This window comes from Sphingobium limneticum, assembly GCF_008710155.1.
Taxonomy (GTDB): domain Bacteria; phylum Pseudomonadota; class Alphaproteobacteria; order Sphingomonadales; family Sphingomonadaceae; genus Sphingobium; species Sphingobium limneticum.
Genome location: NZ_VYPZ01000006.1, coordinates 23017 through 50010, shown reverse-complemented (window position 1 = coordinate 50010; position 26994 = coordinate 23017). Strand labels below are relative to the sequence as shown.

Sequence of the window (26994 nt, the reverse complement as noted above, 5' to 3'; positions counted from 1 at the left end):
CGAAGGCCGGGGTCCAGTTGCACGCTCTGAACTGGACCCCGGCCTTCGCCGGGGAACGTGGATAATCCGGGGAACGTGGATAATATATCATCAGCTGGCTCGGTAGGACAGCAGAGCCGAGAGGGCAGGTTTTAGAACCCGGCCGGGAATAGATGTGCGCCATCATCGCCGATGCGCAGCACGACCTTGCCGGCGACTGCGCTGATCGGCAGGTCGCCATAGAGGTGGGGGAAGAGCGCGCCGCCGCGCGACACTTCCCATTTTATCGCCTCGCCGAAGGGGGCGAGGTCGATCATCAGCATGACCAGCCGATCCTGACCCGCGAAATGCTTGGCGACCGTTTCGGCCGCCTGAGCGCGGGTAGACATATGGATATAACCGTCGGCGAGGTCGATCGGTGCGCCCTTGAACACACCATCGGCCTTGAACTGGTTATATTGATCGGCCGTCAGCACCTTGTAGGCGAAGAGGTCGCTCACGCTTCCCCCATGCCCGAACCTGCTTCCGAACCTGCTTCAGGGGCTTCGACTTCTTCTGCTTCCTCGATCTTCGCGGCGCTGACGACATGCTCATTGTCGGCGACGTTGAACAGGCGGACGCCGGCCGAATTGCGGCTGATGACGCGCAGGCTGTCGAGGCCCATGCGGATCAGTTTCGCCTGATCGGTGACGAGCATCAGCTGGTTCGCCTGCGTGGCGGAGAAGCTGGCGACGACACGGCCGTTGCGGGCGATATTGTCGATATTGGTGATGCCCTGACCACCACGGCCGGTGCGGCGATAGTCATAGGCCGACGACAATTTGCCATAGCCATTGGTGCAGACGGTCAGGATGAACTGTTCCGCCGCCGCAAATTGTGCGGCGCGCTCGGCTGGCAGGGTCGATTCGGCGTCATTATCCTTCCACGGCGCGGCGCGCAGATAGGCGTCGCGTTCGTCCGGTGTCGCGTCGAAGCCCTTGAGGATCGACAGCGAGATCACCTCGTCATCGGCCTTGAGCGTCATGCCGCGCACGCCGGTCGAGGTGCGGCTCTGGAATTCACGCACGTCGGTGGCGGCAAAGCGGATTGCCTTGCCCTGACGGGTGGCGAGCAGGACGTCGTCCTCTTCGGTCAGCAGGGCGACGCCGATCAGGCGATCGTCGCTACCTTCGTCGAAGCGCATCGCCAGTTTCCCGTTGCTGGGAATATTGGCGAAGGCGTCCATGCTGTTGCGGCGCACGGTGCCGTTCGCGGTCGCGAACATGACGTGCAATTCCTTCCAGCTGTCCTCATCTTCGGGCAGCGGCAGGACGGTGCGGATGGTTTCGCCCGGACCTAGTGGCAGCAGGTTGACCATGGGACGGCCACGGGTGGCCGGGCCACCTTCGGGCAGGCGCCACACCTTCATGCGGTAGACCTTGCCGGCGGTCGAGAAGAACAGCACCGGTGTATGGGTCGACGTCACGAACATTTCGGTGACGGCGTCTTCATCCTTGGTCGCCATGCCCGAACGACCCTTGCCGCCGCGCGCCTGGGCGCGAAAGCTTTCGAGCGGGGTGCGCTTGATATAGCCCTGCACGGTGACGGTGACGACCATCTCCTCGCGCTCGATCAGGTCTTCGTCCTCGATGCCGTCGGCGGCAGCGGTGATTTCCGACAGGCGCGGGGTCGCAAATTCGCGTTCGACCGCTTCCAGTTCCTCGCGCATCACCGCGTAGAGCTTCACCCGGTCGCCCAGGATAGCGAGATATTCGGCGATGGCTTCGGCCAGTTCGGCCAGTTCCTTGCCGATTTCATCGCGGCCCAGCGCCGTCAGGCGATGCAGGCGCAGGTCGAGGATGGCGCGGACCTGAATGTCCGACAGCTTGTAGACGTCGCCATGGACGTCCGTCTCGATCGCTTCGACCAGGCGCAGATAGGGCGCGATCTCACCGATCGGCCATTCGCGCGCCAGCAGCTTTTCGCGGGCTTCGGCCGGGCTGGTCGAGCCACGGATGATCTTGACCATTTCGTCGAGGTTGCTGACCGCGACGACAAGGCCGAGCAAGATATGCGCCCGGTCGCGCGCCTTGTTCAGTTCGAACTTGGTGCGGCGGGTGATGACCTCTTCGCGGAACTTGACGAAGGCCTCGATAATCTCGCGCAGGCCCAGCAATTCCGGGCGGCCGCCGCGGATCGCGAGCATGTTGGCCGGGAAGCTCGACTGCGCCGGGGTGTTGCGCCACAGCTGGTTCAGCACGACGTCCGGCGTGGCGTCGCGCTTCAGGTCCATGACGATGCGCACGCCTTCGCGGCTCGATTCGTCGCGAATGTCGCTGATGCCCTCGATCCGCTTGTCCTTGGCGGCTTCGGCGATCTTTTCGACGAGGCCGTTCTTGCCGACCTGATAGGGGATCGCGGTCAGGACGATCGACTGGCGATCGCCGCGTCCTTCCTCCACCACATGGCGTGAGCGCATCATGATGGAACCGCGGCCGGTGTGATAGGCGCTGCGCGCGCCCGACTGGCCCAGGATCAGCGGGGCAGTCGGGAAATCGGGGCCGGGGACGATCTGGATCAGTTCGTCGGTCGTGATGTCGGGATTGTCGATATAGGCCAGGCAGGCGCGCAGCACTTCGCCGAGGTTATGCGGCGGGATATTGGTCGCCATGCCGACCGCGATGCCGCCCGCGCCATTGACCAGCAGGTTGGGGAAGCGCGCGGGCAAAACCTGCGGCTCGCTTTCGGAGGCATCATAGTTGGGCGTGAAATCGACGGTGTCCTTGTCGAGATCGTCCAGCAGTGCGGTCGCGACCTTCGCCAGGCGCGCTTCGGTATAGCGCATGGCGGCTGGCGGATCGGGGTCCATCGATCCGAAATTGCCCTGACCGTCGATCAGCGGCACGCGCATCGACCAATCCTGGGTCATGCGGGCCAACGCATCGTAGATCGAGCTGTCGCCATGGGGGTGATATTTACCCATGACTTCACCGACCAGACGGGCGGACTTGCGATAGGGGCGGTTGTAGACGAAGCCCGATTCCTGGGCGGAGAAGAGAATGCGGCGATGGACCGGCTTCAACCCGTCGCGCACGTCCGGCAGGGCGCGGGCGACGATGACGGACATGGCGTAATCGAGATAGCTGGCCTTCATCTCGTCGACGATGGAGATGGGGCTGATGTCCGAAGGGTCGGCGAGGACAGTCTCGTCGGTCAATGCGATTCTCTTTTTCAGGAAGGATTCTGTTGCCCGATCCCTAGCCGAGCGAAACAAATCTGTCACCCCTCGCGCAGGATCGCGCGCCCGCATGTGCATGCAGGGCGCCATGATGTGCCGATATGATCGCAAGTGGAACGAAAAGGGCGCATAACTGTTGCAAAACTGGACGATATAGGCTTGTTCAATGCCCATTCACGCGCCGCCCCCTAATCGGCGCTTAACCCGCGAAAAGTCGCCTGTTGTCCCCCATCAGGCGCGCAGAGGAGATGAGGATCATGCGTTTTGTTACCCCGGTGGCGCTCGCGCTGGCTTTGGCGCTGACGAGCGGTGCCGTTTCGGCGCCTGCCTTTGCCGCGAAGAAGGAAGAGAAGAAGGCCGGGCCGAAGCTCAACGTTTCGCCCGACGTCATCAAGGCGCTGCAGACCGCGCAGAAGGCTGCCGAAGCGCAGGATTTCGCCGGCGCCAAGGCGGCGCTGGCCGAAGCGGACAGCAAGGCAACGTCGAATGACGACAAATATCAGATCGGCGCGATCAAGCTGAATACGTCGATCACGTCAAAGGATTCGGCGCTGCAAGGCGAAGCGCTGACCCAGATGCTGGACAGCGGCCTGACCCCGCCCGAACAGGCCGGTCAGTTCAACGCGATCGCGGCCGACCAGGCGATGGCCGCGAAAAATTACGACCTGGCCATTCAGCGCGGCGAAGCGGCGCTGGCCGCCGGTTACAAGGCCGAAGCGGTGCAGCCGACGCTGGCCCAGGCCTATTTCGGCAAGGCCGGCACCGGTAACGGTTCGGTCGAGCCGGCGCGTGGCTTCAACCAGAAGGGCCTTGCCGCGCTGAAGGCTGCTGCCGTGGCGTCCAAGGCTGCTGGTCAGCCGGTGCCGGCACAATGGTATCAGATCGGCGTCAGCCGTGCCGAAGCGGCCAAGCTGCCGGACGTCACCGAATGGGCGACCCTGGCCTATCAGGCGGAACCCAGCGGCCAGAATCTGCGCACGCTCGTGCGCCTGTTCCAGCGCGCCAACCCCAATATCTCCAACCGCGAAAATCTGGACGTGCTGCGCGTGCTTGGCGCGTCGGACGGTCTGGTGATCGCGGCCGACTATACCGAATATGCCGAAATGGCGTCGAAGACCGGTATCTACGGCGAAGTGAAGTCGGTGATCGACAAGGGCCGGTCGAAGGGCGTGCTGAACGCCAGCTCCGCCAGCGACATCTACCAGGCCGCCGCGTCGAAGATCGCAGGCGACAAGAGCTCGCTGGGTTCGGCGGAAGCCGATTCGCAGAAGGGCGCCAACGGCAAGATCGCCGCGGCAACCGCCGACGCCTATCTGGGCTATGGTGACTATGCCAAGGCGGTGAAGCTGTTCGAACTGGCCAAGCAGAAGGGCGGCGTCGATGCCGACGAGGTCAATACCCGCCTTGGCATCGCCAAGACGCTGAGCGGCGACAATGCCGGCGCCAAGGCTTCGTTCGAAGCGGTGCAGGCCGGGTCGCGCAAGCAGGTCGCCAATTTGTGGCTGGCCTATCTGAGCACCAAGGGCGCCTGATATTTCTTAGCGGAGGCGCCATGGCCCTTTGGAGCCATGGCGCCTCCGCTTTCCTGTTTCGACACTGATATATTATTTGGGGGAGGCCGGGTCGGCCATGCGTAACGATATCCTTATTTCCCGCCTGCCGATGGCGGCGCTGATGGCTGCGACCCTGATGGTCGCGACCCCCGCCATGGCGAAGAAGCAGCCGGTGGTGAGCGGTCCGCCGATTACCATGTCCGACGCTTTCCGTACCAATGTGCAGGCGGCCGAGGCCGCGCTCAAGGCGCGGGACGTGGCGACCGCCGGCACGCGGATTTCCGCACTCAGCCCGACCAATGATTTCGAATCCTATGTTGCGGCCGGTTTGCGTTTCCAGCTGGCGGCACAGCGTAACGACGTGCAGGCGAAGCGCATCGCGCTGACCGACATGTTCAAGACGACGTCGGTGCCACACACCGACGCCCCCCGGTTGCGCTATGTCGCGGGCTATCTGTCCTACATGGTCGGCAATTATGACGATGCGACCGCGCAGCTCGATTATGCCAAGACGCTGGGTTATGACGGCGTCGATGCGACCATGTTGCGCGCCGACATCGCCCTGCGCCGTAACAAGCCCAAGGAAGCGCGCCCCTTCGTGCAGGCGGCGATCGCCCAGCAGAAGGCGAGCGGGCAGGCCGTGCCGCTGGCGTGGATCGATCGCGCCATCTCCATGGCCTATCAGGCGGGCGACTGGACCGAGGTTGGGCAGCTTTATCGCGATCGATTGAACCAGCAGGACGGCAATCAGCAATGGCGCTCCGCACTGGTCAATTATCAGGCGGCGGCCGAACTGGAGCCGCAATTGCAGCTGGACCTCTACCGCTTGCAGGCGGCCAATGGCGCGATGGCGAGTGAGCGCGATTACCAGAATTATGCGCAGGCAGCCGAGAAGTCAGGCTATTATGCCGAGGCCAAGGCGATCATCGAGGCCGGGCGCAGCGCCGGCAAGCTGACGCCGACGCAGAGCGTGACCAGCCAGTTGCTCAAGAGCGTGACGCCCAAGGCGGTGAAGGAAATAGGCGCCCTGCCTGCGCAAGCGAAGAAGGCGGCGACATCCAGCAATGGCAAGGACGCGCTGGCAGTAGCGGACAGCTATTTCTCGCTTAGCCAGTTCCCGCAGGCGGTCGAACAATATCGGCTGGCGCTGAGCAAGGGCGGCGTCGATGCCGGCCGCACCAATGCCCGTCTGGGCGTGGCGCTGGCGCGGTCGGGCGACCTGGCCAATGCGCAAACGACATTGGCGCAGGTGACCGGCAACTGGACCGCGATTGCGGGCTTCTGGACGCTGTGGGCCGAGCATCAGAACCGCAAGGCGGGCTGACGGGCGGACTGGTCAGGTTCGTTTGGATTTCGGCGGCGTTGCCTTGATCCGTTCGCTTCGAGCTTCTCGTTTCTCGGCTAGGCTTGAAACGAACGGAGAATGGTGGTCGGTCCGACCGTCTGTTCAGACGGGCAGGGGAACGCCGGGCAGGTTCTTGGACGTGCGGATGGTCAGCGACGTCTTGACGCTGACCACATTGGGCGCAGGCGTCAGTTTCGACGTTAGAAATTGCTGGAAGCTTTGCAGGTCCGGCGCGACCACCTTCAGGATGAAGTCGATTTCGCCGTTCAGCATGTGACATTCGCGCACTTCGGGCAGCGATGCGACATGGTCCTGAAAGGCTTTCAGATCGGCTTCCGCCTGGCTTTTCAGGCTGACCATGGCGAAGACGGTGATCGTGTAGCCCAGCATCGCCGGGTCGACGACGGCATGATAGGATTTGATCGCACCGGCTTCCTCCAGCGCGCGGACGCGGCGCAGGCAGGGCGGTGCAGTCAGGCCGACCTTGCGGGCCAATTCCACATTGGTCATCCTGCCATCCTGTTGCAGTTCGCCCAGGATCTGCATGTCGATGTCGTCGATATTGGGGCCGGCCATTATTTCGCTTATTTCCTGTCCTGTTTATGCACCCCATCATAATAATGTTTCAGAGCAATGCAATTGTCCCACTATGCGACGATCGCTTTCGTTCGCGGGATGGGGGCCTTTTCCTTTTTCGCCTAAGCGCCTATCGGTGGTGGGCGTAGCGTCGGCGCAAGGCGCGCTGCCAGCTTGTAACCCGTTTGATTTTGGGGAATTTCGTGCGTTTCAACGATCTCTTGCAGACAGTTCTGGCAGCGGACGACCGCGGCGGGCTGGGCGCGGTGACGTTGTGGCGCCAATGCGTCGATCTGTTGGCGCAGCGCGACCGGGCCGACCGGGTGCTGATGGACGCGGCGGAACGGGACGCTTTGCTGGACCGGCTGACCGCCTTGCGGCCGCAACTGACTGAAACGCAACGAATCGCCACGGTCGTGGAATTGGGCGGCCGGTTGCGTTCGCCCAGCCTGATGGCCTTCTTCGCCAATGACCGGCCGTCGATCGCGGCTGCTGCCGCTGCGCGTGCGCAATTGCCAGATACGGCCTGGGTCGACCTGCTGTCGCATCTGACGCCGACGGCGCGGGGCGTGCTGCGGGGGCGGCGCGATATCGGGGCGGCTACGCGGCAGGGGTTGGAAGCATTTGGCGCGCATGATCTGGTGCTGTCCACCGAGCGGCGCGACATGGTCGGCGATCCGGACATGATCCTGAGCGCCGAGATGGAGGCGGGTCTGCAGCCAGTGCCTGGGCCAGCGCCATTTGATCCACCGGTACCTGCGGCCGCTTCCAACGTCACGCCGCTGCGTGCCCAGTTGGGGGAAGAGGGGCAGATCCGCAATCTGGTCGATCGGATCGCCCGATTCACCAGCAATCGCAAGACGCCCGAAGCCGCCAATTCCGACATAAGCGCCACCTCGTCGCCGCGCCATTTCGCGTTCGAGACGGACGCCGAAGGGGTGATCCTGTGGATCGACCAAGGGCCGCGTGCGGCGCTGATCGGGCTGGATCTGGGCGATGTCGCGCTGGAGGGGGATAGCGGCCCCGACGCGCATGTCGCCGGCGCCTTCGCACGGCGCAGCGCTTTTCAGAATGGCCGATTCACTATCGTCGGCGGCGCTATGTCGGGCGAATGGCGCCTATCGGCCACGCCCTTCTTCGATAACCGTTCCGGCCGCTTCCAGGGCTATCGGGGGCAGGCGCGCCGTCCCTTCCTGCATGAGGTGGCGAGCGAGCCACGGCCCGCCGCCATGGCGATCGCCGGCCTGTCGGCGGATTCGCTGCGGCAGTTGGTGCATGAACTGCGCACGCCGCTAAACGCGATCCTGGGCTTTGCCGAGATTATCGAGCAGGAATTGTTCGGCGCGGCCGGCGTCGCCTATCGCGACATGGCCGGCAAGATTGCAGTCGATGCCCGGCATCTGCTGGCGGCATTCGACGATCTGGATCTGGCCGCCCGCGTGTCGCGCGGCGACGGGGCGACCATGCCGCAACTGATCGATCCCGCATTGCTGGTCACGCAGGTCGCGACCCGTTTCCGCGATCAGGGCGCGCCGGAAATCGACATCGCCATCGCGCCCGGCCTGCCGCAGGTGCGGATCGATCCGGTGCAGGGTGAGCGTATGGTGCAGCATCTGCTGCGAACCGTCCTGTCCGTGACGCCGCAGGCCGAGACGGTCACTGGCGCCTGCTGGTTCCAGCCCGATGGCGGGGCAGGGCGGGTGGCCTTCGCCATTGACCGGCCGACCACGCTGGTCGGGATGGAGGAAACGCAACTGCTCGATCCGGGCTATGACGGCACGGGAGACTGGGTTGACGGGCCGCTGCTGGGGCTTGGCTTTTCGCTGCGCCTCATTCGCGGGCTGGCGGCGACCAGCGGCGGGGGACTTGCGATCGAACCGGGGCGCCTGCTGCTCACCATTCCTGCCGTTGCGGCGGCGAGCGGGATGGCCGACCACGGTTGATCGGGAAACCCTATCGCAACCATTGGACGATAGGGATGTGGCATGACTGTTCCCCATCATGATGGCAATCTGCTCCAGCCACCGCTGGCGCAGGATATGATCGCCCTCGATCCGGCTTTCGGCACACGCTTCATGCTGTTCGTCGATACCGAGGAGGAGTTTGACTGGGATGCGCCGTTCAGCCGGGCGGGGCACGGCGTGACCGCGCTGGCCGGCATGGCGCGCGGCCAGGCCTATTTCGCCGCCGCCGGGGTCAGGCCTATCTATGTCACCGATTATCCGGTGATCGACGATGATGCCGCCGCCGCGATGATGGCGCAATGGGCCAGCGACGGCGCGGCCGATATCGGCGCGCACCTCCACCCCTGGGTCAACCCCCCGCATGTGGAGGCGGTCAATGCCGCCAACAGCTATGTCGGTTTTCTGCCCGAGGCGGTGGAGCGTGCCAAGCTGGAGGCGCTGTGCGTGCGTATCGAACAGCGGTTCGGTCGTCGCCCGATCGCCTATCGCGCGGGTCGCTACGGCGTCGGTCCCAACAGCGCGCGCCTGCTGGAGGAAGCGGGGTTTCGGCTGGACAGTTCGGTCCGCAGCCGCTTCGACTATAGCCATCAGCATGGCCCGAATTTTCATGGCCTGCCGCAATTGCCCTATTGGGCGGGGCCGGGCCGATCGCTGATCGAATTGCCGCTTTCGACCGCCTTTGCCGGCCTGCTGCGTGGCGGCGGTGAGCGGCTTTATCGCGCGGCGCAGGCGATGGGGCCGCTGGCGGGGGCATTGTCGCGCGCGCGAATGCTGAGCCGCATCCCGCTGACGCCCGAAGGCGTGCCGCTTCATGAGGCGATCGCCGCGATCGATGCCTTGATCGAGGAGGGCGTGCCGGTCCTCAACTTCAGTTTCCATTCGCCGACGCTGGAGCCGGGGCACACCCCTTATGTCCGTAACGAAGGCGACCGGACGGCCTTTTATGCTTGGTGGGATGGGGTGTTGGCACATCTGGCGCGTCGGGGCGTGGCCGCCGCGACGCTGGATCAATTCATTGCCGCGGTTCCCATGCACGCACGGGCTTGCCAAGCGGCTTAATGCTGCCTATCGGCAGCGCAAGTGGGGCCTGTAGCTCAATTGGTTAGAGCTGTCCGCTCATAACGGATAGGTTGCGGGTTCAAGTCCTGCCGGGCCCACCAAATATACTTTTCAAGACAGCTCAAATAAAGTAAAATATCCTTGTTAGACAGGGGTTTATTGGGTGTCTTTCAGATCAGAACGGGTCATTTCAGACCAGTATAGTTCAGTGATTCTGTGGGCATATTTGCGGGCATGGCGGGCCGATTTGAGGGCATAATCTCATGTCGCTTACCATCATCGAAATTAAAAATGCCAAGCCTCAAGCAACCGACTATCGGCTTGCTGATTCTCAAGGCCTGTTTCTCCACGTCACTCCAGCCGGAGGAAAAGTCTGGCGATACAGATATAGAGTAGGGCCAAGGGAGAAGACGCTCACCCTTGGCAAATATCCTGAGCTGGGCCTCGTTGCCGCGCGGGAGGCGCACCGTGAGGCGCGCAAGCTCGTCCTGGAAGGCAAAGATCCAGCGCTGGAGAAGCAGAAAGCCAAAGTCTCGCGCATCGAGGCTGCCACAATGACATTCAAGAAAGTGGCGGAGGAGTGGCTCGCTGACCAGGAGCCGATATGGTCGCTCTCAAATGCAAAGCGCGTTCGCAACAGGTTTGAACGTGATCTGTATCCGCAGTTCGGCAATCTCCCGATCGGCCAGATCGAAAGCACGGCCATTTTGCGGACGCTGCGGAAGATCGAGGGGAGGGGATCGATCGAGACCGCCAAGCGTGTTCGCGGCTACATCAAGAGCGTTTTCAAAAGAGCAAAGGGAGAGCGACTTGTCGATCAAGCAATCATGCTCGAAATCGACGAGATAAGGGATTCGCTCAAGCCTGCGCGTCGGGGATCGAAACAGCCCGCCCTTATCGAAGTCGGTGAACTGCTCGAATTTCAGAATGTCGTAGATCGTTCCACCTCAAGTCTGGTCGTCAAGCTGGCCTCCCGGCTTCTGGCCCTGACCCTCGTAAGGATAGGCGTGCTGCGTACCGCGCTCTGGAGCGAGTTCGAAGGCATAGACTGGGATAAGCCCGACTCTATCCCGAACGCACCTATCTGGCGTATCCCCTCGAGTCGTATGAAGCTGGATGTCGAGGATAAAGGCAATGCTGCCTTTGGCCATGACGTGCCGCTGCCGCATCAGGCGGTCGAGGTTCTCCGAGCACTCTATCCGCTTACGGGCCGGTTCGAACTGCTGTTTCCGAGCACCAAATCATGGCGCGAGCCTATATCCGATGCGGCCTTGAGTAGCGTTTACAAGCGTATGGGCGGCGGCCGCTACAAGAACGTGATGGTGCCTCATGGTTGGAGATCGTCATTCTCGACCATCATGAACGAACGGGCAGCCGAGCTCGAACGGGACGGTGACCGGATGGTGATCGACATGGTTCTCGCACATGTGCCGCCCGGCGTTTCGGCCTCGGAATGGTCCTACAATCGATCCCGATACCGCAAACCCCGGGGGGCACTCATTCAGATATGGGCGGATTTGACGACGCGCGGCCTTCTCCCGGCTGATGAGTTGGTCACCCGCTATCTGAGCGGTAGCCTCGCGGATCGGCAATGAACTCGTCGATGTCGCTCTCGTACCAGCCTACTGCCCGTAGACCAATTTGAAGCCGGCGCGGAAAGCATCCAGCCATTTCGAGTCGATAGATTGCGGACACGGACATCCCGGTCTTTGCCGATACCTCCGGTTTTCTAAGGAGGCGATCGGTTCTGCGATCCTTCCTGGCTCTGGCTTGGGTATCAGCCAAACCAGAGAGAGGGGGCTGATTTTCGAACGAATCTGATTTCATGGCCAACCTTCATTCAGAAGGTCTGCCCGCCGATCGGAACTATGCCGCAACAGCGTCCGATCGGCAATGGCACCCGCGACATCCTCGACTTCTGATATGTCCATGTCCGGACCATTGAACATCGAAAGCTATGACGGCTCATACGTGCCCGATCTCATGCTATCGACAGTGGCGAACCGGTAGGTCACTCCCGGTTATCGAACAAACACAAGAGCCATCCCCAGTCTAAAAAATAACTGTCCGCTAAGCATCAATGTATCGAGACGGTCGATAAGGCGTGAGCACGGTGGCATCCCGGCCTTGGACGATTTCCTGCGCGGCATAGCGCCCCAGGATCGGCGCCAGCGTGATACCGCTATGGGTGACGATGACATAGGCGCCCTTCACGCCGGGTACCGGGCCTGCAATCGGCCGATTATCGAGCGGATAGGGACGGAATCCTAGCAATATCCTTACAGGCTGAGCGCCAGCAATGGCGGGCATATATTCAGCAGTCCTGGCGATCAGCATCTCGCCATGATGCTGCGCCAGCATGGCGTCCGGGAAGGGCATCTGGTGCTGCAATATCTCTGCATGCTGTGGCAGACGGGGCGGGCCGCTGGTGAAGCTGGTAAGGTAGCGTCCGTCGGCATATTGCTTGAACTCCAGAATGCTGGACGCTTCATAGACCAGCTTGGTCGTGACCGGTCGCGGCGCCGTATGTACGACTAGGCCGGGCTTATGGGCCAACTCCAGCTTGCGATCCATGAGCGCCATGATGCGGGGCGTATCGGTGCCGGTCACGCTGACCAGATGATCCAGGTCGAAGTCGCCCCTGGTCGTGGTAACGCCCTTGATCGCGCCGCCCTCGATCCGGATCGCCGTCACTTCGCAGGGGTAGAGGATGCGTGCGCCATATCGTTTGGCGGCGGCCAGATAGCGCTGGGTCGCGAAGACGGGATCGACATGGCCGTCACGCGCGGTCTGAAAGGCGAAGGCCACGTCCTTGCCGGGCCATATTCCGGGGCTGGCCCTGCTGATGTCCGCTTCGCTCAATATGCGGGGCTTGTCGCTCGTGGTTTCCAGTAGCGCAGCCTTCTCGCGCAGCGCATCATTCTTGTTGGCATAGGCCCAACTGATCGATCCGCCCCAGATGGCCTTCATGCCATAGGCCCGGTCATCCTGCGCCCAGGCATTCATGCTTTCGAGCCGCAGCTTCATATAATGGTCGTCATTCACGACCGGATTGATCCAGGCGACCGACTTTTCAGTGGCACCGGCAGCCGGCCGGGATTTTTCGAACAGGATGACATCGGCCCCGGCCCTGGCGAGGTGGGTCGCAACCGATGCACCGATGATGCCGCCGCCGATCACGCCGATACGCTGTCGCCGTGTCGGGCGGGCATGAGCAGGGATGATGGGCAGGGTAGCAAGGGCTGCAAATCCGCCGAGAACCGATCGGCGCTGAAACGTCATGCTGCTGTCTCTCCGTTGGATGATTGGCTGTAAGGATCAGGTGACGAAAATTGAACGACAAGGCTTGCGTCACGGCTAGGGCTGCGCCAGTAGCACGAGATGAGATAACGTTACAAGTTGTGGGGTGCGATCTTGTCTTTTACGTCCAAGCTGATCCCGGCGCTGCTCGCGTCCGGGATGATGGCCATGCCTGCCTTTGCTCAGGAAGCCGTCTCCATTCCGTCCGCCCAGGCTGAAGGCGGGCAGGATATCATCATTACCGGCAGCCGCTTTGGCGGGCGTACCGCAACGCAGTCGGCCACGCCCGTCGATGCGGTCAGCCGCGAACAGTTGCAGCAGAGTGGCCGTGTCGACCTGATCCAGCAGCTCAAGGTCACCGTACCAAGTTTCAACACACCCCGTCCTCTTGGCTCGGGCGTGGGCGACTATCTGACGCCGCCGTCGCTGCGGGGATTGGGACCGGGTGAGGTGCTGCTGCTGATCAACGGCAAGCGCCGGCACACATCGGCGGATCTCAATGCGAGTAACGGCGTCGGTCGTGGGGATATCTCCGTCGATTTCAACGCCATCCCGTCCTTCGCCCTGTCACGGGCGGAGGTGCTGCGCGATGGTGCGTCGGCGCAATATGGGTCGGACGCCATTTCCGGCGTGATCAATCTGATGCTCGACCAGTCGGTTGGTACGCGTGCGCAGGTGACGGGCGGCATGACGACGCAAGGCGATGGCGAATTTTGGGAAGCGAGCGTTTCATCGGGCATTGCCGTCGGCGAAACCGGCGTCTTTCGGCTGACCGCATCCGTTCAGCAGCGGGAGGGGACCAATCGTGCGCTACCCGACACCAGGCAACAATATTTTGGGACCAATGCGGCGGGGAACCCCATCGCGATCTCCGGCAATTACGGGTCCGGCACTGGCCTGACCCCATCCAACGGCACGCTGGACCCGCGGGAGGCAACATTTGATCGTGACGTGTTCCGCTTCGGCGATCAGCCCAATATCAACAAGCAGATCTTCTATAACTTCGTCGCGCCTGCGTCCGAGGGTGTCGAGGTCTATTCCTTCGGCGGATATAGCCGCCTTGATGGCGACATCGAATATTTCTTCCGTCGGCCAGGGCAGGACGAAACGCTGCGCGCTTATTATCCCGATGGCTATCGCCCGCGGCTGGATTCGCGGATCGAGAATTTCTCGCTGGCTATGGGGATCAGGGGCGATGATCTCGCCGGCTTTGGCTGGGATCTTTCGACCGTCTATGGCGTCAATTCGCAAGACCTGACCTATGAGAATAGCGTCAACGTGTCGATGGGAACCAGTTCGCCCACGCGCTTCTACCGTCTGGGTGCCGATTTCTATCAGTGCACCAGCAACCTGGACCTGACGCGCGAGATTCCGCTAGGTGACGATGCCCCGCTCAAGCTGGCCATGGGACTGGAGTTTCGGGAGGAGACCTATCGGCTCTTTTCCGGCGACGCGGCGGGCTATCTGGATGGCGGTGTGCCGATCCTCGACGGGCCCAATGCAGGAAAGCCCGCCATCGTCGGCGCCCAGCCCGGTCCCAGCAATGGTGCCGACGACCGGGCCTCGCTCAACCGGCAAAGCTATGCCGTCTATATCGATGCGGAAAAGCGGCTGTTTGATCGCCTGTTGCTGCAGGGGGCGGTTCGGCACGAACATTATTCGGATTTCGGCAACACGACCAATTACAAGATTGCCGGGCGGCTGGACCTGATTGCCGGGCTGGCAGCGCGGGCGTCCTTCAACACGGCGTTTCGTGCCCCGGCCCTGGCGCAATCGGGCTACAACGCCTCCAACACGCTGATCCTCAACGGCCAGCAGGCAATCGTTCGGGTGGCGGCGGTCGACAGTGCTGCCGCGCGCCTCGCCGGAGCAAGCGATCTGAAGCCGGAAAAATCGCGTAACCTCTCGGCGGGGCTGGTCTATGACGGCGGATCGTTGACGGCCACGCTGGACGCTTATCGCATCAAACTGCGCGACCGCATCGCCATATCCTCCACCTTCCAGGACAGCCGTCTGACCAGCTATCTGGCGGCCAACGGACAGGGTAATTTCAGCGCGATCTCCTACCTCACCAACGCGGTCGACACCACGACCAAGGGGATCGATCTGATCGTCAGCTATCGGCATCGTTTCGCCGACGGCAGCAATTTGCGCGCCATATTGGCAGGCAATTACAACAAGACCGAATTTGATCGCATCGCCGGCACGCCAGCCCCGCTGGCAGCCCTCGGAATCACGACACCGCTGTTCGACCTGACCCAGCAATTGCGCTTTTCCGACAGTCTGCCGCGCAGCAAGGTCAGTCTGGACATCACTTACGCGCGCGGGCCGCTGTCGCTGTCGGTCACCAATACACGCTATGGCGAAGTATCCACGGTGGCGCTGACCAACAAGACGCCGGCGCAGATCGCCGCACTGGTGCCGGGCTATGATGTCACGCTGGTTCCCGTGTCGGCGACCAGTGCCAATTCCGATATCATCCAGAAATTCGGTGCGAAGATCGTGACCGATGTCGAACTTGCATGGCAGGCAAACCCGACCCTGCGTCTGAGCGTCGGCGCGCAGAATCTGTTCGATGTCTATCCGGACAGGAATATCGCATCGACCGTTGCCAGCGTGGCGGCTGGAACCAATGGCGCGGACAGCGCCGGCAGCCAGCCCTATAATGCGATATCCCCCTTTGGCTTTAACGGCCGAACAGTCTTCGTCCGGGCGGGGCTGGAATTCTAGGCAGGAGAGCGGCGCGGGGGCGGGCATTCAGCGCCGCGCGCCGACATCGCATTCCCATCATCTGGTTCGGGCGACAAGGGCCTTGCCTTTGCCCTGCGGCCCTGCTGAATGGGACAATATATCATTGTTGCTGCAGACATGATTATGCGCAAGCATGTCCTGCATGCACCCTGTTCATTCAGGTCGGACGGCTGTCGTGTCCGGCTTCCAATTTCGGGAATATCGTCATGATCGCACATCGTTCGGCCGCCGCTACTGCTCTGGCCGGGAAGCTACGACCGTTGCTGCTGGCGGGGGCGGCCATGCTGATGACTGCGGCGCAGGCGCCCGATCGGGTGACGCCGATGACGCCGGACGTGATCGATCATTATGAGCAGACATTGCCATCCGCCGACTTTGTCCGCCGCGAAGTGATGATCCCGATGCGCGACGGGACCAAGCTCTACACCATCATCATGATGAAGAAGGGGGTGAAGAACGGCCCGATCCTGCTGTCGCGCAGTCCCTATGACGCCCATGGATCGGCGCACCGTGTCGCCAGCCAGCGCATCGTCGACAATCTGGATGTGATGGACACCGAATTTGCCGAGGACGGCTATGTCATCGTCCATCAGGATATTCGCGGCATGCACCGGTCGGAAGGCCAGTATATCATGAACCGGCCGATCGTCGGGCCGCTGAACGACACCGGCATCGACGAATCCACCGACGCCTGGGACACGATCGATTGGCTGGTGAAGAATGTGCCGGAATCCAATGGCAAGGTCGGCATCATCGGCTCATCCTATCTGGGCTTCACCACGCTGATGGCGGAAATCAACCCGCATCCGGCGCTCAAGGCCGCCGTCCCCGAAAGCCCGATGGTCGATGGCTGGATGGGCGACGACTGGTTCCACAATGGCGCCTTCCGCATGAGTTCGCTCGATTATGCGGTGGGGCAGGCGTTCAACAAGGGTGATGGCGGCGGCGAGTTCGCGCTGGGCGAGGGCGACCATTATAGCCGTTATCTCGAAGCCGGGTCGGCTGGCGACTTTGCCCGGAAGCTGGGCATCGAGAAGGTGCCAGGCGTCCGCAAATTCCTGGAGAACCCGGCCTATACCGATTTCTGGTCGTTGCAGGCGGTCGACAAATGGCTGGCCGAACGGCCGCTGACGGTGCCGACCATGCTGGAACTGGGGCAGTGGGACCAGGAAGACAGCTATGGCGCCCCGGCGGTCTATCGCGTGCTGGAACCCAAGGACAAGAATAACGACATGGTCAGCCTGGTGATCGGGCCATGGCGCCATTCGGGTGCGAACCATGGCGGCTGGAGCCTGGGCGCGCTGGACTTTGCCGGCGACACGGCGAAGGAGTGGCGGGTCAAATGGATGAAGCCCTTCTTCGACCATTATCTCAAGGGGGCGCCCGCCCCCCGGACCCCGCCGGTGCTGACCTATGCCACCGGCATCAATGAATGGCAGACCTCGCCGCGCTGGCCGATGGGGACGCAGACGCCGCTCTATCTGGCGGCCGACGGCAAGGCCGGTTTTGCCAAGCCCGCGCAGGCCGGTCATGACGATTATGTCAGCGATCCCGCCCATCCGGTCCCCTTCCTGCCGCGCCCGATCGACATGGGCGATGCGACCCAGTGGAAGCCCTGGCTGGTCCATGACCAGCGTTTCGTGTCGGATCGTCCCGATGTGGCCGTGTGGCAGACCGGGCCGCTCGACAAGCCGGTCCACATCATGGGGGCGCCACAGGTGGACCTGTTCGCCGCGACCAGCGGCACCGACAGCGATTGGGTAGTGAAGCTGATCGACGTCTATCCCAATGACGTGCCCGAACCCGCCGATCAGGGCGGCAAGCCGTCCATGGCGGGCTATGAACTGCCGATCGGGATCGAGATTTTCCGCGGCCGCTATCGCGAGGATTTCGCCAAGCCTGTCGCGATCAAGCCGGGCAAGGTCGAACGCTATAGCTGGGCGCTGCCGAACGTGAACCATGTCTTCCTGCCCGGACACCGGATCATGGTGCAGGTGCAGTCGAGCCTGTTCCCGCTCTATGACCGCAACCCGCAAAGCTTCGTCGACAACATCATGTTCGCCAAGCCCGGCGACTACAAGAAGGCGACGCAGAGCATCTGGCATGGCGGCGCATCGGCCAGTTCGGTGATGCTGCCGATCGTTCCCTGATCGACGGGCACAGTCGGGCACAGCATTAGATCAGACAAGAAAAAGGGGTAGCAATGAACGGAATGAAGCGTGGACAGGCGATCCTGTCGGCCATGGGCGCACTGGCGCTGATGGGGGCGGGGGCGCCCGAAGGCTATCAGCCGCTGGAGACATTCGCGCCATTCGACATGGGACAGGCTGTCAATGATTATCGCGGGCCGGCCGGGCTGCCGGGACCGCGCCATTGGCAGAACCGGGCCGACTATGCGATCCACGCCACGCTCGACACGGCAAGCAAGACGATCAGGGCCAGCGTCCAGATCAGCTATCGCAACAACAGCCCGGACAGTCTGGATGCGCTGTGGCTGCAACTGGACCAGAATCTCTATCGCCCGGACTCCCGTGGCCAGCGCTCCTTTGGCGCGGGTGGTCGGCGCGGGCGATCGGGGGCGACCGATGGCATGCCGCTGGAGACGGTGACGGTATCGATCAATGGCGCCAAGCCGATCGCGGTGACGCCGCTGATCAGCGATACGCGGGCCAGGCTGCCGCTCGCCACGCCGCTCGCCGCCGGGCAGAGCGCGGTCATCACCATCCAATATCATTATACCGTGCCGGGCCTGTTCGGCGGTCGCACCGCATGGGGACCGGCGCGCGATGGCGAAATCTATGACGTCGCCCAATGGTATCCGCGCATGGCGGTCTATGATGACATCAGGGGATGGGACACCGCACCCTATCTCGCCCAGGAATTCTACCTGGAATATGGCGATTTCGACTATTGGCTGACGGTTCCGGCCAATATGCTGGTCGCCGGGTCTGGCGAACTGGTCAATCCGTCGGAAGTGCTGACCGCCACGCAGATGGCGCGGCTGAACGAGGCGCGGACAAGCGACGCGACGGTGATGATCCGCGCGCCCGGCGAGATTACCGATCCCGCGACCCGGCCCAAGCGCGATGGCATGCTGACTTGGCATTTCCGCATGAAGGATACGCGCGATGTGGCCTGGAGCGCATCGCCGGTGTTCGCCTGGGATGCGGCGCGCATCAATTTGCCCGGTGGCCAGACGTCGCTCGCTATGTCCTTCTACCCGGCTGAAAGCCAGGGGAATGACCGTTGGGGCCGGTCGACCGAATATATGAAGGACGCGGTCGAGCGCTTCTCCAAGCGCTGGTATCCCTATCCTTGGCCCGCCGCGATCAACATTGCCGGTCCCGCCACCGGCATGGAATATCCCGGCATCGTGTTCGACGGCATCGACGACAAGGGCAAGGAGCTGTTCTGGATCAGCGCGCACGAGATCGGGCACAGCTGGTTTCCGATGATCGTCGGCTTCGATGAACGGCGCGACGCCTGGATGGATGAAGGCTTCAACACCTTCATCGACATCTATGAATCGGACGATTTCAACCATGGCGAATATGCGCCCAAGCGGGATTCGGAATTCGCGCCGGGCGGTGGCAATCCGGTGGACGAAATCCTGCCGATCCTGGCCGATCCTGCCGCGCCGCCGATCCTGAGCCGGTCGGACACGGTGATTGAGAAATATCGCCATCCCGTGACCTATTTCAAATCGGCGCTGGGTCTCAAATTGCTGCGCGAGGAGATATTGGGGCCGGATCGCTTCGATCCTGCCTTTCGTCGCTTCATTGCCGAATGGGCCTTCAGGCATCCCAAGCCTGCGGACTTCTTCCGCGCGATGGAAAGCGGCGCGGGCGAGGATCTGAGCTGGTGGTGGCGCGGCTGGTACGCCAACAACTGGCAGCTCGATCTGGCGGTGACGAAGATCGCCTATGTCGAGGATGATCCGGCCAAGGGCGCGATCCTTTCGATCGAGACGCGTGACAAGTTGCTCATGCCAACCAGCCTGCGCGTAACCTATGCTGACGGGCATCATATCGACCTGGCCGTGCCGGTGGAAACATGGATCCGTCAGGGCAGCCAGACGCTGCGTATTCCTGCGGGCAGGATCGTGAAGGCAGAGATTGATCCTGACCACCGCATCCCTGATCGGGATCGCAGCAATAATGCGATTATGCCCTGATCGGACGATGATGGACGGGCGGGCCGACCTATATGTCGCGCCCGCCTTTTTGACGGCGACGGATCAGCCGTAGCATCCCGAGCAGAAAGCGCCGACCGGCGGCTGCAAATCAACCTGCGTAAGCGCCTCTTCGCCTGACATGGCGCATGACGGGCCTGTCATTCAAGCCCCCGGTTGCGCAGCAGCGCGTCGGCTGTCGGCATTCGGCCGCGGAAGGCGGTGTAGCTTTCGGCCGGGTCGCGACTATTGCCCCGCTCCAGCACTTCATGCCGCAATTTTGCCGCCAGCGCCGGATCGAAGATGTTGTCCGCTTCCTTAAACGCAGCGAAGCCATCGGCGTCCAGCACTTCAGCCCAGGTATAGGCATAATAGCCGGCCGAGTAGCCGCCGTCGAAAATATGACTGAAATGGGCGAGGCGATGGCGCATCCCGATCGCTTCGGGCACGCCCAGCGACCCGAGCTGCTCTGCCTCCCAGGCGCGCGCGTCGAAGTTGGCGGGCAGGCTGCCCATCATGTGCAACCGCATGTCGAGGATTGCGGATGAAAGCTGCTGCACGGTCAGATAGCCCTGGTTGAAGCCGCGGGCATTGACCATCGCCTGCACCATGGCTTCGGGGATCGGTTCACCGGCGGCATTGCGGGCATGTTTGCGCAGCACGTCCGGCTCGATGATCCAATGTTCATAGACCTGGCTCGGAAATTCCACGAAGTCGCGCGATACTGCGGTGCCCGATAGGCTGGGATAGCGCACCTTGCTGAGCAGTCCATGCAGGCCATGGCCGAATTCGTGGAACAGCGTCCTGGCTTCATCGATGGAGATCAGCGCGGGCTGACCCGGTGCGGGCATGGGGATATTCTGATTATTTTCGACGATCGGCAGGTCGCCGAACAGGCTGTTCTGTTCACGCAGGCTGTTCATCCACGCGCCGGGGCGCTTGGTTGGCCGGGCAAACCAGTCGGCATAGAATAGCCCGATCTTGCGGCCATCGGCTTCGCGCATTTCCCATACGCGCACGCCCCTGGCATAGACGGGGATGTCGGTCCGCTCATGCGCGGTCACGCCATAGAGGCGCTTTGTCGTGTCGAACAGGGCGTCGACCATCGCGTCGAGCGGCATATATTGCTTGAGGGCCGCCTCATCGAGGGCGAAGCGCTGCTTGCGGACCTGTTCGGCATAATAGCGCCAGTCCCAAGGGGCGAGCTTGGTGATGCCGTCCTTGGCGGCGAGGGCGCTCAGGTCCCGCTGTTCCTCCAGCGCGCGGGCCAGTGCCGGGCGATAGACCTGCATCAGCAGGTTCATCGCGGCGTCGGGCGTACCTGCCATCGAATCTTCCAGCACGAAGGCGGCATGGCTTGGCGCACCCATCAGCTTTGCCCGTTCGATCCGCAGCGTCAGCAACTGCGCGATGATCGCGTTGGTATCGTTGGCATTGCCGTTGTCACCCCGCATGGTGAAGGCGCGCCAGACTTTCTCCCGCGCGGCGCGGTTGGGCGCGGCGGTCAGGAAAGGTTCGGCTGCCGAACGGGTCGCCGGGATCAGGTAGCTGCCGTTCCGGCCCGCCGCACTGGCGGCAGTCGCCGCTGCGCTGCGCTGGTCTTCGGGTAGCCCAGCCACTTCAGCTGCGGTGAGGAATGTGTCACTCGCCTTCTGGTCGGCGAGCAGCTTCTGGCCGAACTGGACGCCCAGATTTGCCATCTCCTCATTGATGGCGGCGACACGCTGACGGGCGGCCGGGCTGAGCGCTGCGCCCGCGCGCACGAAGCGCTTGTGGGTTTCCTCCAGCAGACGGGCCTGTTCCGGCGCCAGCTTCAGCGTGGCGCGGGATTTCCACACGGCGTCGACCCGCGCGAACAATGTTTGATCGAGGAAGATCTCGTTCGACAGGCGTGTCAGCTTCGGCGTGACATTGGCTTCGATCGTCTGGATTTCAGGCGTCGCATCGGCCGACGCGACATTGAAGAAGGCGTTGGCGATGCGGCCGAGCGGCCGGCCGGCCCCTTCCATCGCCTCGATCGTGTTGGCAAAGTCGGGTGGCGCCGGATTGTCGGCGATCCGGCGATAGTCGGCATGTGCGGACGCCAGCGCCGTATCGAAGGCCGGTTCATAATGGTCCGGGCGGATCAGGTCATAAGGCGGCACGCCATCGGGGGTGGTCCAGTCGCGCAGCAGCGGATTTGCGCTCTGGCTACTGGCCGTGTCGGTTGCGGGCGCGGCGAGGGAAGGAGACATCGCGATCATGGATGCCGATATCATAAGAGCAAATATACCGGGTTGCACGTTGGAAATCCTGTCAATGATGATGCGGAGTGGAAGGCCCGACACTGGCGTGACGCAATGCCCGCCAGTTGAGCGCATGGCCGATGGCCAGCAATATGGCGCCCGGTACGGTCAGGCTGGTTTCCATCCATCCGGTCGGCGCGACCAGGGCTCCGAGTGCGAGCAGGATAAGGCCAGGCAGAGCCACGAGCGTCGGTCGTAGCCAATGGTGGCGACGATAACCCGATGCGAGCGCCAGCCCGCTGGTCGGGACCGCGAAGACAAGCGCCCAGACATGGAAGCTTTCCGGGACCGCCAGGAAGGCAGCCAGCGTGGGCAACAGGATGATCAGCAGCGGCAGGACGAGGCAATGGACCAAGCACAGCCCTGACGCGCCAATGGCCAGGCCGTCGAACAATTGTTGCCGTGCGGGGATAATCATCATGCGTCTCCATCGGGCGCTGGACAGGCGCCGCTCAACTGGATATCGAGATGATATACCGTATCATAACAGTCAAGGGTAGAATATGGCTTCCGCTGATAATCGACTTCCCGTCACAGTGCTGTCCGGCTTCCTGGGCGCAGGCAAGACGACCACGCTCAATCATATCCTCGCCAATCGCGAAGGGCGGCGAGTCGCGGTGATCGTCAACGACATGTCGGAGGTGAATATCGACGCCGACCTCGTGCGGGGCGGCGATGCGGCACTGGCGCGTAGCGAGGAGACGCTGGTCGAGATGACCAATGGCTGCATCTGCTGCACCCTGCGCGACGATCTGCTCAAGGAAGTGCGCGCGTTGGCGGAGGCGGGCCGGTTCGACAGTCTGGTGATCGAGAGCACCGGCATTTCCGAGCCTCTGCCGGTCGCGACGACCTTCTCGTTCCGGGATGAGGCGGGCGAGAGCTTGGGCGATGTCGCGCGGCTCGATACGATGGTGACGCTGGTCGATGCGCTCAACCTGCTCCGCGATTATTCGAGCCAGGATTTTCTGGCCGATCGCGGTGAAAGCCTGGGCGAGGATGATAATCGCAGTCTGGTCGGCCTGCTGGTCGAGCAGATCGAATTTGCCGATGTCGTCGTCATCAACAAGGCGAGCGCGGTGTCGCCGGAGCAGCTGGCGATCGTGAAGAAACTGGTCGCCTCGCTCAACGCCGACGCCCGCATCATCACCTGCGACCAGGGCAAGGTGCCGCTCGACGCGATGCTCGACACCGGCTTGTTCGACGAGGAAAAGGCGGCGCAGCATCCGCTCTGGGCCAAGGAGCTTTACGGCTATGCGAGCCATCAGCCGGAGACCGAAGAATACGGCATTGAAAGCTTCGTCTATCGGGCACGCCAGCCCTTTGATCCAGCAAAGCTTCATGCCTTCCTGACCGACGGCGGCCTGGACGGAGTGGTGCGCGCCAAGGGGCATTTCTGGCTGGCGACGCGGCCCGACTGGGTTGGCGAACTGGCGGTCGCGGGCGCGCAGACCATGACGGCGCGGATGGGGCGCTGGTGGGCGTCGATCCCGAAAAATCACTGGCCCGATGATGACCGGTTCGAAAATTTCGTCGCCGGGCATTGGGATGAGCATTGGGGTGACCGGCGGCAGGAACTGGTGTTCATCGGCATCGGCATGGATGAGGCCCGCATCCGTCGCCGGCTCGACGCGGCACTGCTGCCTGTCAGTCGCTTCACCCCGGACATGTGGATCGGATTGCGCGATCCCTTCCCCAGTTGGGAGCCGCAGATGGAGGCGGCGGAATGAGCGTGCTGGTCGCCTGCGACAGAGGCGCAGTGATCGACAGCGATCCCAATGTGCTTGCCCGCATCTGGGAGTCAGAGGTCCATCTGTCGCTGTGGCAGCGGCCAATGCCGGACGATCTGGTGGCGCTGCCATCGCTGGAATGGGGTGCGATCGATGACATAGACGAGGTGGTCGCCGCCGATGGCCTGGCCGATGCGTTGCCAGTTCTGATCGAGGACGCCGGCTATGGCAGGCTGAACCAGGCGCTGTCGCAGGAGATTAGCATGCTCGCCGCGCGCTTTGCCGCAATCATGGATTGTGCGCGCATGCGGTTGCGGTTGGAGGTGATCGAAACGGATGCCTGTCGCCGTTTTCATGCCGACAATGTCGCAGCGCGACTGCTGATGCCGTTGGTGGGGCCGGGCACCCAATGGATTCATGCCGGTACCGAAGGCCCGATCGCGCAACTGTGTCCGGGGGAGGTCGGCCTGTTCAAGGGGCGACTATGGGCGGAGGAGCCGCGCATCCTGCATCGTTCGCCGCCGGTCGCTGCCAGCGGCGAGACCCGTCTGCTCTTCGCGCTCAATCCTGCGTTGGAAAGCGCTCCTGCATGAAGTCTCCCTTCCGCATTGCGGATCAGGATCGGGCGGCTCTGTCGATTGCGTTGATCCTCGCCTGCCTATGGCCGATGTCGCCTGCGCTGGCGCAGCAGGCGGTGGATGGGGAAGCCGGGGGCGAGGCAATCGTGGTGACGGCGCGGGCCGAGGGGCGGATCGGGCGCGATCTCTCCGCCAGCGTCGGCGCCATTTCCGGCGAGGATATTCGCGCCCGGCCGCTATTGCGCACGAGCGAACTGGCCGAAGCGGTGCCGGGTCTGATCGCCGTACAGCATTCGGGCGGAGGCAAGGCGGCGCAATATTATATTCGCGGCTATAATCTCGACCATGGCACGGATTTCAGTATCTCGCTCGACGGCGTGCCGATGAACCTCCCCACTCACGCGCATGGGCAGGGTTATCTCGATCTCAACGGCCTGATCCCGGAAACGATCGACCGGATTGATTATCGTAAGGGTCCCTATGCTGCGCAGGACGGCGATTTCTCGCTGATCGCGGCAGCCTCCATGCGGACGCTGGACCGGGTGGACCGGCCGTTCGTGACGGTCGAAGCGGGCAGCTATGATTATCGCCGGATCGCGGCGGTGGGATCGGTTGCGCTGGGGCCGGGCGACCTGCTGGTCGCGGGCGATTTTTCCGCCAATAACGGGCCGTGGCAATTGCCGGAAAGGCTGCGCCATTATGCCGGCTTCGTCAAATATAGCACCGACACGGATTGGGGCATGCTGCGCGCCAGCCTGTCGCTTTATGACGCCAGCTGGCAACCGACCGAACAGATCCCCGTTCGCGCCATCGGCGTTGAGGTGGCGGACCGGTTCGGCACCCTCGATCCCTATCTGCGTGGCGAAACCCGGCGCGAGATTGCGACACTGGGTCTTGAGAATGAGGATTTTTCGGTCAGCCTCTATGCCCAGCATTATCATTTCGACCTGCTTTCCAACTTCACCTTCTTCCTTGACGATCCTGTTCATGGCGATGAACTGGAGCAGGCGGAGGATCGCTGGACCTTCGGCCTGCGGCTGCAAAGACGGGTCGCGCTGGGCGATCGTTGGCAACTGACGCTTGGTACGGATGCGCGTAGCGACCGGATCGACGATCTGGCGCTCTACCATAGTGAGGCCGGGCAGCGGATCGGCACGACCAGCCTCGCCAATGTGCGCGAGAGCGCGATTGCCGGCTATGCCGAACTGCGCTGGCGACCGGTCGATCGGCTGACCCTGTCGGGCGGCGGCCGGGTCGATCATTATCATTTTCGCATCGACGGGCGGGATGGGGTGACGCCAGACAGGCGGAAGGGGGCTTCGATCGCCACGCCCAAGTTCAGCGCGGCCTGGACCGTCATTCCCCATGTCGAACTCTATGCCAATTATGGGCAGGGCTTTCATTCCAATGATGCGCGCGGCGTATTGGCAACATCGGACGCGGTACCTGCCCTGTCACGCGGTACGGCCTATGAAGTCGGGGGACGGATCGAGCGCGGACCGGGCATCCTGACGCTGACCCATTGGTGGACCCGTTCGGCTGGTGAACTGGTCTATTCCGGGGATGATGGCACGGTCGAGCCTTCCGGGCCAAGCCGTCGTCGCGGCTGGGAGGCGACGCTGTTCCTGCGTCCGCTTTCCTGGCTGTCGCTCGATGCCATCTACGCGACCAACCATGCCCGTTTCGTTGATGCGCCAGGCGCGGATCGCATTCCCAACGCGCTGGAATCGGCCGGATCGCTGGGGCTGACCGCGACCGGCCAGAATGGATGGGAAGGGGCGATGCGCCTGCGCTATGTCGGTCCGCGCCCTCTGGTCGAGGACAATAGCGCGCGCGGGCCGGCGACGACTGTCGTCAGTCTACGGCTGGCGAAACATTTCGCCCGTTTCGAGGTCGCGGCCGATCTGCTCAACCTGTTTGATACGCATCGGGCGGACGCCGACTATTATTATGCGTCGCGCTTGCCCGGTGAGCCAGACCGTTCAATTCGACCCTGACGATCTTTCCGAATATGCTGGCATGCTCTTCGACTTCGCTATGGATCATCCTGATCTCATGCGGCTCGTCCTGTGGAATGGCCTAGAGCAGACCAGAAAATGGCCTTTGGAAGAGGCTCTGAGTCTCCCGAGTCAAGTGCGACGCATACGAGCAGCGCAGAATGCGGGCCATGTTGGAACCGATTATCCGGCAGACTTTCTCCTAACCCTCATCATAACTTTGGCATCTGCGTGGACTGCCGCCAATCCGTTTGGGACATCCATAACACCCGACGCGGAAAGCAGGCGTCCCCGATTGAGGAAGGCAATTATGCGAGCGGTAGGGGCGCTAAGTTGTCCGCCTGGAGGCAGGGTTGCAAGTATTAATCGGAAGACAGAGGGGTCGAAAAAAAATGTTTGAAATTACTGGCGCTTGACGTCGTAATGGAGGGACTTGAAGAGGCCTGTGAAGATCGAAAATTCACCAGTTTGATTGTGGCAAATCCATTAAAT

The 26994-nt window shown here is 62.5% G+C and carries 19 protein-coding genes and 1 tRNA gene; 13 read left to right on the top strand and 7 right to left on the bottom strand.

All coding sequences use genetic code 11. The features are described 5' to 3' along the window. Positions 1-131: 131 nt before the first annotated feature. Positions 132-479, bottom strand: coding sequence for a DUF952 domain-containing protein (locus F4U94_RS09475; protein WP_120249772.1), 348 nt, complete (start codon positions 477-479; stop codon positions 132-134). Then, the gene (gene gyrA, locus F4U94_RS09470; RefSeq protein WP_120252002.1) at positions 476-3175 is read right to left on the bottom strand and encodes a DNA gyrase subunit A; all 2700 of its coding nucleotides are present in this window, start codon (positions 3173-3175) and stop codon (positions 476-478) included. The genes F4U94_RS09475 and gyrA overlap by 4 nt, the downstream gene beginning before the upstream one ends. 278 nt (positions 3176-3453) lie before the next feature. Here gyrA and F4U94_RS09465 point away from each other — a divergent pair, with 278 nt between their 5' ends. Then, positions 3454-4728: a hypothetical protein gene (locus F4U94_RS09465; protein ID WP_120252003.1), complete on the top strand. Its 1275-nt coding sequence runs from the start codon at positions 3454-3456 to the stop codon at positions 4726-4728. A 97-nt stretch (positions 4729-4825) separates the two neighbouring features. Next, the gene (locus F4U94_RS09460; protein WP_120249773.1) at positions 4826-6073 is read left to right on the top strand and encodes a tetratricopeptide repeat protein; all 1248 of its coding nucleotides are present in this window, start codon (positions 4826-4828) and stop codon (positions 6071-6073) included. Positions 6074-6196: 123 nt separating this feature from the next. On the opposite strand, the gene F4U94_RS09455 is transcribed toward F4U94_RS09460, so the two are convergent. Continuing rightward, positions 6197-6670 carry an Lrp/AsnC family transcriptional regulator gene (locus F4U94_RS09455; protein WP_056681816.1) on the bottom strand — a complete coding sequence of 158 codons (474 nt, stop codon included), beginning with the start codon at positions 6668-6670 and terminating at the stop codon, positions 6197-6199. Positions 6671-6873: 203 nt separating this feature from the next. Between F4U94_RS09455 and F4U94_RS09450 the strand changes: the two genes are divergently transcribed. The 4 genes from F4U94_RS09450 (at position 6874) to F4U94_RS09435 (ending at position 11288) form a co-directional block, all read left to right on the top strand. Beyond that, positions 6874-8613, top strand: coding sequence for a sensor histidine kinase (locus F4U94_RS09450; protein WP_120252004.1), 1740 nt, complete (start codon positions 6874-6876; stop codon positions 8611-8613). A 42-nt stretch (positions 8614-8655) separates the two neighbouring features. Continuing rightward, on the top strand, positions 8656-9693 hold the full coding sequence (locus tag F4U94_RS09445) for a polysaccharide deacetylase family protein (RefSeq protein ID WP_120249774.1): 1038 nt from the start codon (positions 8656-8658) through the stop codon (positions 9691-9693). Positions 9694-9717: 24 nt separating this feature from the next. Continuing rightward, a tRNA-Ile gene (locus tag F4U94_RS09440) sits at positions 9718-9794 on the top strand. Positions 9795-9956: 162 nt separating this feature from the next. Beyond that, complete coding sequence (locus F4U94_RS09435) at positions 9957-11288, top strand: tyrosine-type recombinase/integrase (protein ID WP_120249775.1); 1332 nt, start codon at positions 9957-9959, stop codon at positions 11286-11288. On the opposite strand, the gene F4U94_RS25350 is transcribed toward F4U94_RS09435, so the two are convergent. Next, the gene (locus tag F4U94_RS25350) at positions 11248-11520 is read right to left on the bottom strand and encodes a helix-turn-helix transcriptional regulator (RefSeq protein WP_150411895.1); all 273 of its coding nucleotides are present in this window, start codon (positions 11518-11520) and stop codon (positions 11248-11250) included. The two genes, F4U94_RS09435 and F4U94_RS25350, sit on opposite strands and share 41 nt — an antisense overlap. A 243-nt stretch (positions 11521-11763) precedes the next feature. Then, a complete protein-coding gene (locus F4U94_RS09425) occupies positions 11764-12975 on the bottom strand; it encodes an NAD(P)/FAD-dependent oxidoreductase (protein ID WP_120249777.1) in 1212 nt (403 codons plus the stop codon). 132 nt (positions 12976-13107) lie between these two features. Here F4U94_RS09425 and F4U94_RS09420 point away from each other — a divergent pair, with 132 nt between their 5' ends. The 3 genes from F4U94_RS09420 to F4U94_RS09410 all read left to right on the top strand — a co-directional run bounded on the left by F4U94_RS09420 (position 13108) and on the right by F4U94_RS09410 (position 19918). Beyond that, positions 13108-15723 (top strand): TonB-dependent receptor plug domain-containing protein, encoded by a 2616-nt coding sequence (locus F4U94_RS09420; RefSeq protein WP_232015874.1) that lies wholly within the window; start codon positions 13108-13110, stop codon positions 15721-15723. Between the two features lie 227 nt (positions 15724-15950). Beyond that, positions 15951-17894: a CocE/NonD family hydrolase gene (locus F4U94_RS09415; protein WP_150411894.1), complete on the top strand. Its 1944-nt coding sequence runs from the start codon at positions 15951-15953 to the stop codon at positions 17892-17894. Positions 17895-17947: 53 nt separating this feature from the next. Next, positions 17948-19918, top strand: a complete 1971-nt coding sequence (locus F4U94_RS09410) for a M1 family metallopeptidase (RefSeq protein WP_232015876.1) — start codon at positions 17948-17950, stop codon at positions 19916-19918. A gap of 158 nt (positions 19919-20076) precedes the next feature. Here F4U94_RS09410 and F4U94_RS09405 read toward each other — a convergent pair whose 3' ends face one another. Continuing rightward, complete coding sequence (locus tag F4U94_RS09405) at positions 20077-22158, bottom strand: M3 family metallopeptidase (RefSeq protein WP_120252007.1); 2082 nt, start codon at positions 22156-22158, stop codon at positions 20077-20079. Between the two features lie 52 nt (positions 22159-22210). After that, complete coding sequence (locus F4U94_RS09400; protein ID WP_120249779.1) at positions 22211-22621, bottom strand: MerC domain-containing protein; 411 nt, start codon at positions 22619-22621, stop codon at positions 22211-22213. Between the two features lie 82 nt (positions 22622-22703). Here F4U94_RS09400 and F4U94_RS09395 point away from each other — a divergent pair, with 82 nt between their 5' ends. The 4 genes from F4U94_RS09395 to F4U94_RS25540 are packed head-to-tail and all read left to right on the top strand — an operon-like array spanning position 22704 to position 26902. Then, positions 22704-23927, top strand: coding sequence for a GTP-binding protein (locus F4U94_RS09395; RefSeq protein WP_120249780.1), 1224 nt, complete (start codon positions 22704-22706; stop codon positions 23925-23927). Further along, entirely contained in the window at positions 23924-24520 is a 597-nt protein-coding gene (locus tag F4U94_RS09390) for a DUF1826 domain-containing protein (RefSeq protein WP_120249781.1), read from the top strand. Before F4U94_RS09395 ends, F4U94_RS09390 begins: the two co-directional genes overlap by 4 nt. After that, a complete protein-coding gene (locus tag F4U94_RS09385; RefSeq protein ID WP_170271922.1) occupies positions 24517-26502 on the top strand; it encodes a TonB-dependent receptor in 1986 nt (661 codons plus the stop codon). The genes F4U94_RS09390 and F4U94_RS09385 overlap by 4 nt, the downstream gene beginning before the upstream one ends. Next, positions 26456-26902, top strand: a complete 447-nt coding sequence (locus F4U94_RS25540; RefSeq protein ID WP_427771963.1) for a hypothetical protein — start codon at positions 26456-26458, stop codon at positions 26900-26902. Before F4U94_RS09385 ends, F4U94_RS25540 begins: the two co-directional genes overlap by 47 nt. Positions 26903-26994: the final 92 nt, after the last annotated feature.

Excerpts from the sequence above, each read along its gene's own strand:
- F4U94_RS09455 (WP_056681816.1), bottom strand. The coding sequence starts at position 6,670 with ATGGCCGGCCCCAATATCGACGACATCGACATGCAGATCCTGGGCGAA.
- F4U94_RS09390 (WP_120249781.1), top strand. The coding sequence starts at position 23,924 with ATGAGCGTGCTGGTCGCCTGCGACAGAGGCGCAGTGATCGACAGCGAT.
- F4U94_RS25350 (WP_150411895.1), bottom strand. The coding sequence starts at position 11,520 with ATGAAATCAGATTCGTTCGAAAATCAGCCCCCTCTCTCTGGTTTGGCT.
- F4U94_RS09405 (WP_120252007.1), bottom strand. The coding sequence starts at position 22,158 with ATGATCGCGATGTCTCCTTCCCTCGCCGCGCCCGCAACCGACACGGCC.
- F4U94_RS09460 (WP_120249773.1), top strand. The coding sequence starts at position 4,826 with ATGCGTAACGATATCCTTATTTCCCGCCTGCCGATGGCGGCGCTGATG.
- F4U94_RS09425 (WP_120249777.1), bottom strand. The coding sequence starts at position 12,975 with ATGACGTTTCAGCGCCGATCGGTTCTCGGCGGATTTGCAGCCCTTGCT.
- F4U94_RS25540 (WP_427771963.1), top strand. The coding sequence starts at position 26,456 with ATGCGTCGCGCTTGCCCGGTGAGCCAGACCGTTCAATTCGACCCTGAC.
- F4U94_RS09445 (WP_120249774.1), top strand. The coding sequence starts at position 8,656 with ATGACTGTTCCCCATCATGATGGCAATCTGCTCCAGCCACCGCTGGCG.
- F4U94_RS09415 (WP_150411894.1), top strand. The coding sequence starts at position 15,951 with ATGATCGCACATCGTTCGGCCGCCGCTACTGCTCTGGCCGGGAAGCTA.
- F4U94_RS09465 (WP_120252003.1), top strand. The coding sequence starts at position 3,454 with ATGCGTTTTGTTACCCCGGTGGCGCTCGCGCTGGCTTTGGCGCTGACG.
- F4U94_RS09400 (WP_120249779.1), bottom strand. The coding sequence starts at position 22,621 with ATGATGATTATCCCCGCACGGCAACAATTGTTCGACGGCCTGGCCATT.
- F4U94_RS09410 (WP_232015876.1), top strand. The coding sequence starts at position 17,948 with ATGAACGGAATGAAGCGTGGACAGGCGATCCTGTCGGCCATGGGCGCA.
- F4U94_RS09385 (WP_170271922.1), top strand. The coding sequence starts at position 24,517 with ATGAAGTCTCCCTTCCGCATTGCGGATCAGGATCGGGCGGCTCTGTCG.
- F4U94_RS09435 (WP_120249775.1), top strand. The coding sequence starts at position 9,957 with ATGTCGCTTACCATCATCGAAATTAAAAATGCCAAGCCTCAAGCAACC.
- F4U94_RS09395 (WP_120249780.1), top strand. The coding sequence starts at position 22,704 with ATGGCTTCCGCTGATAATCGACTTCCCGTCACAGTGCTGTCCGGCTTC.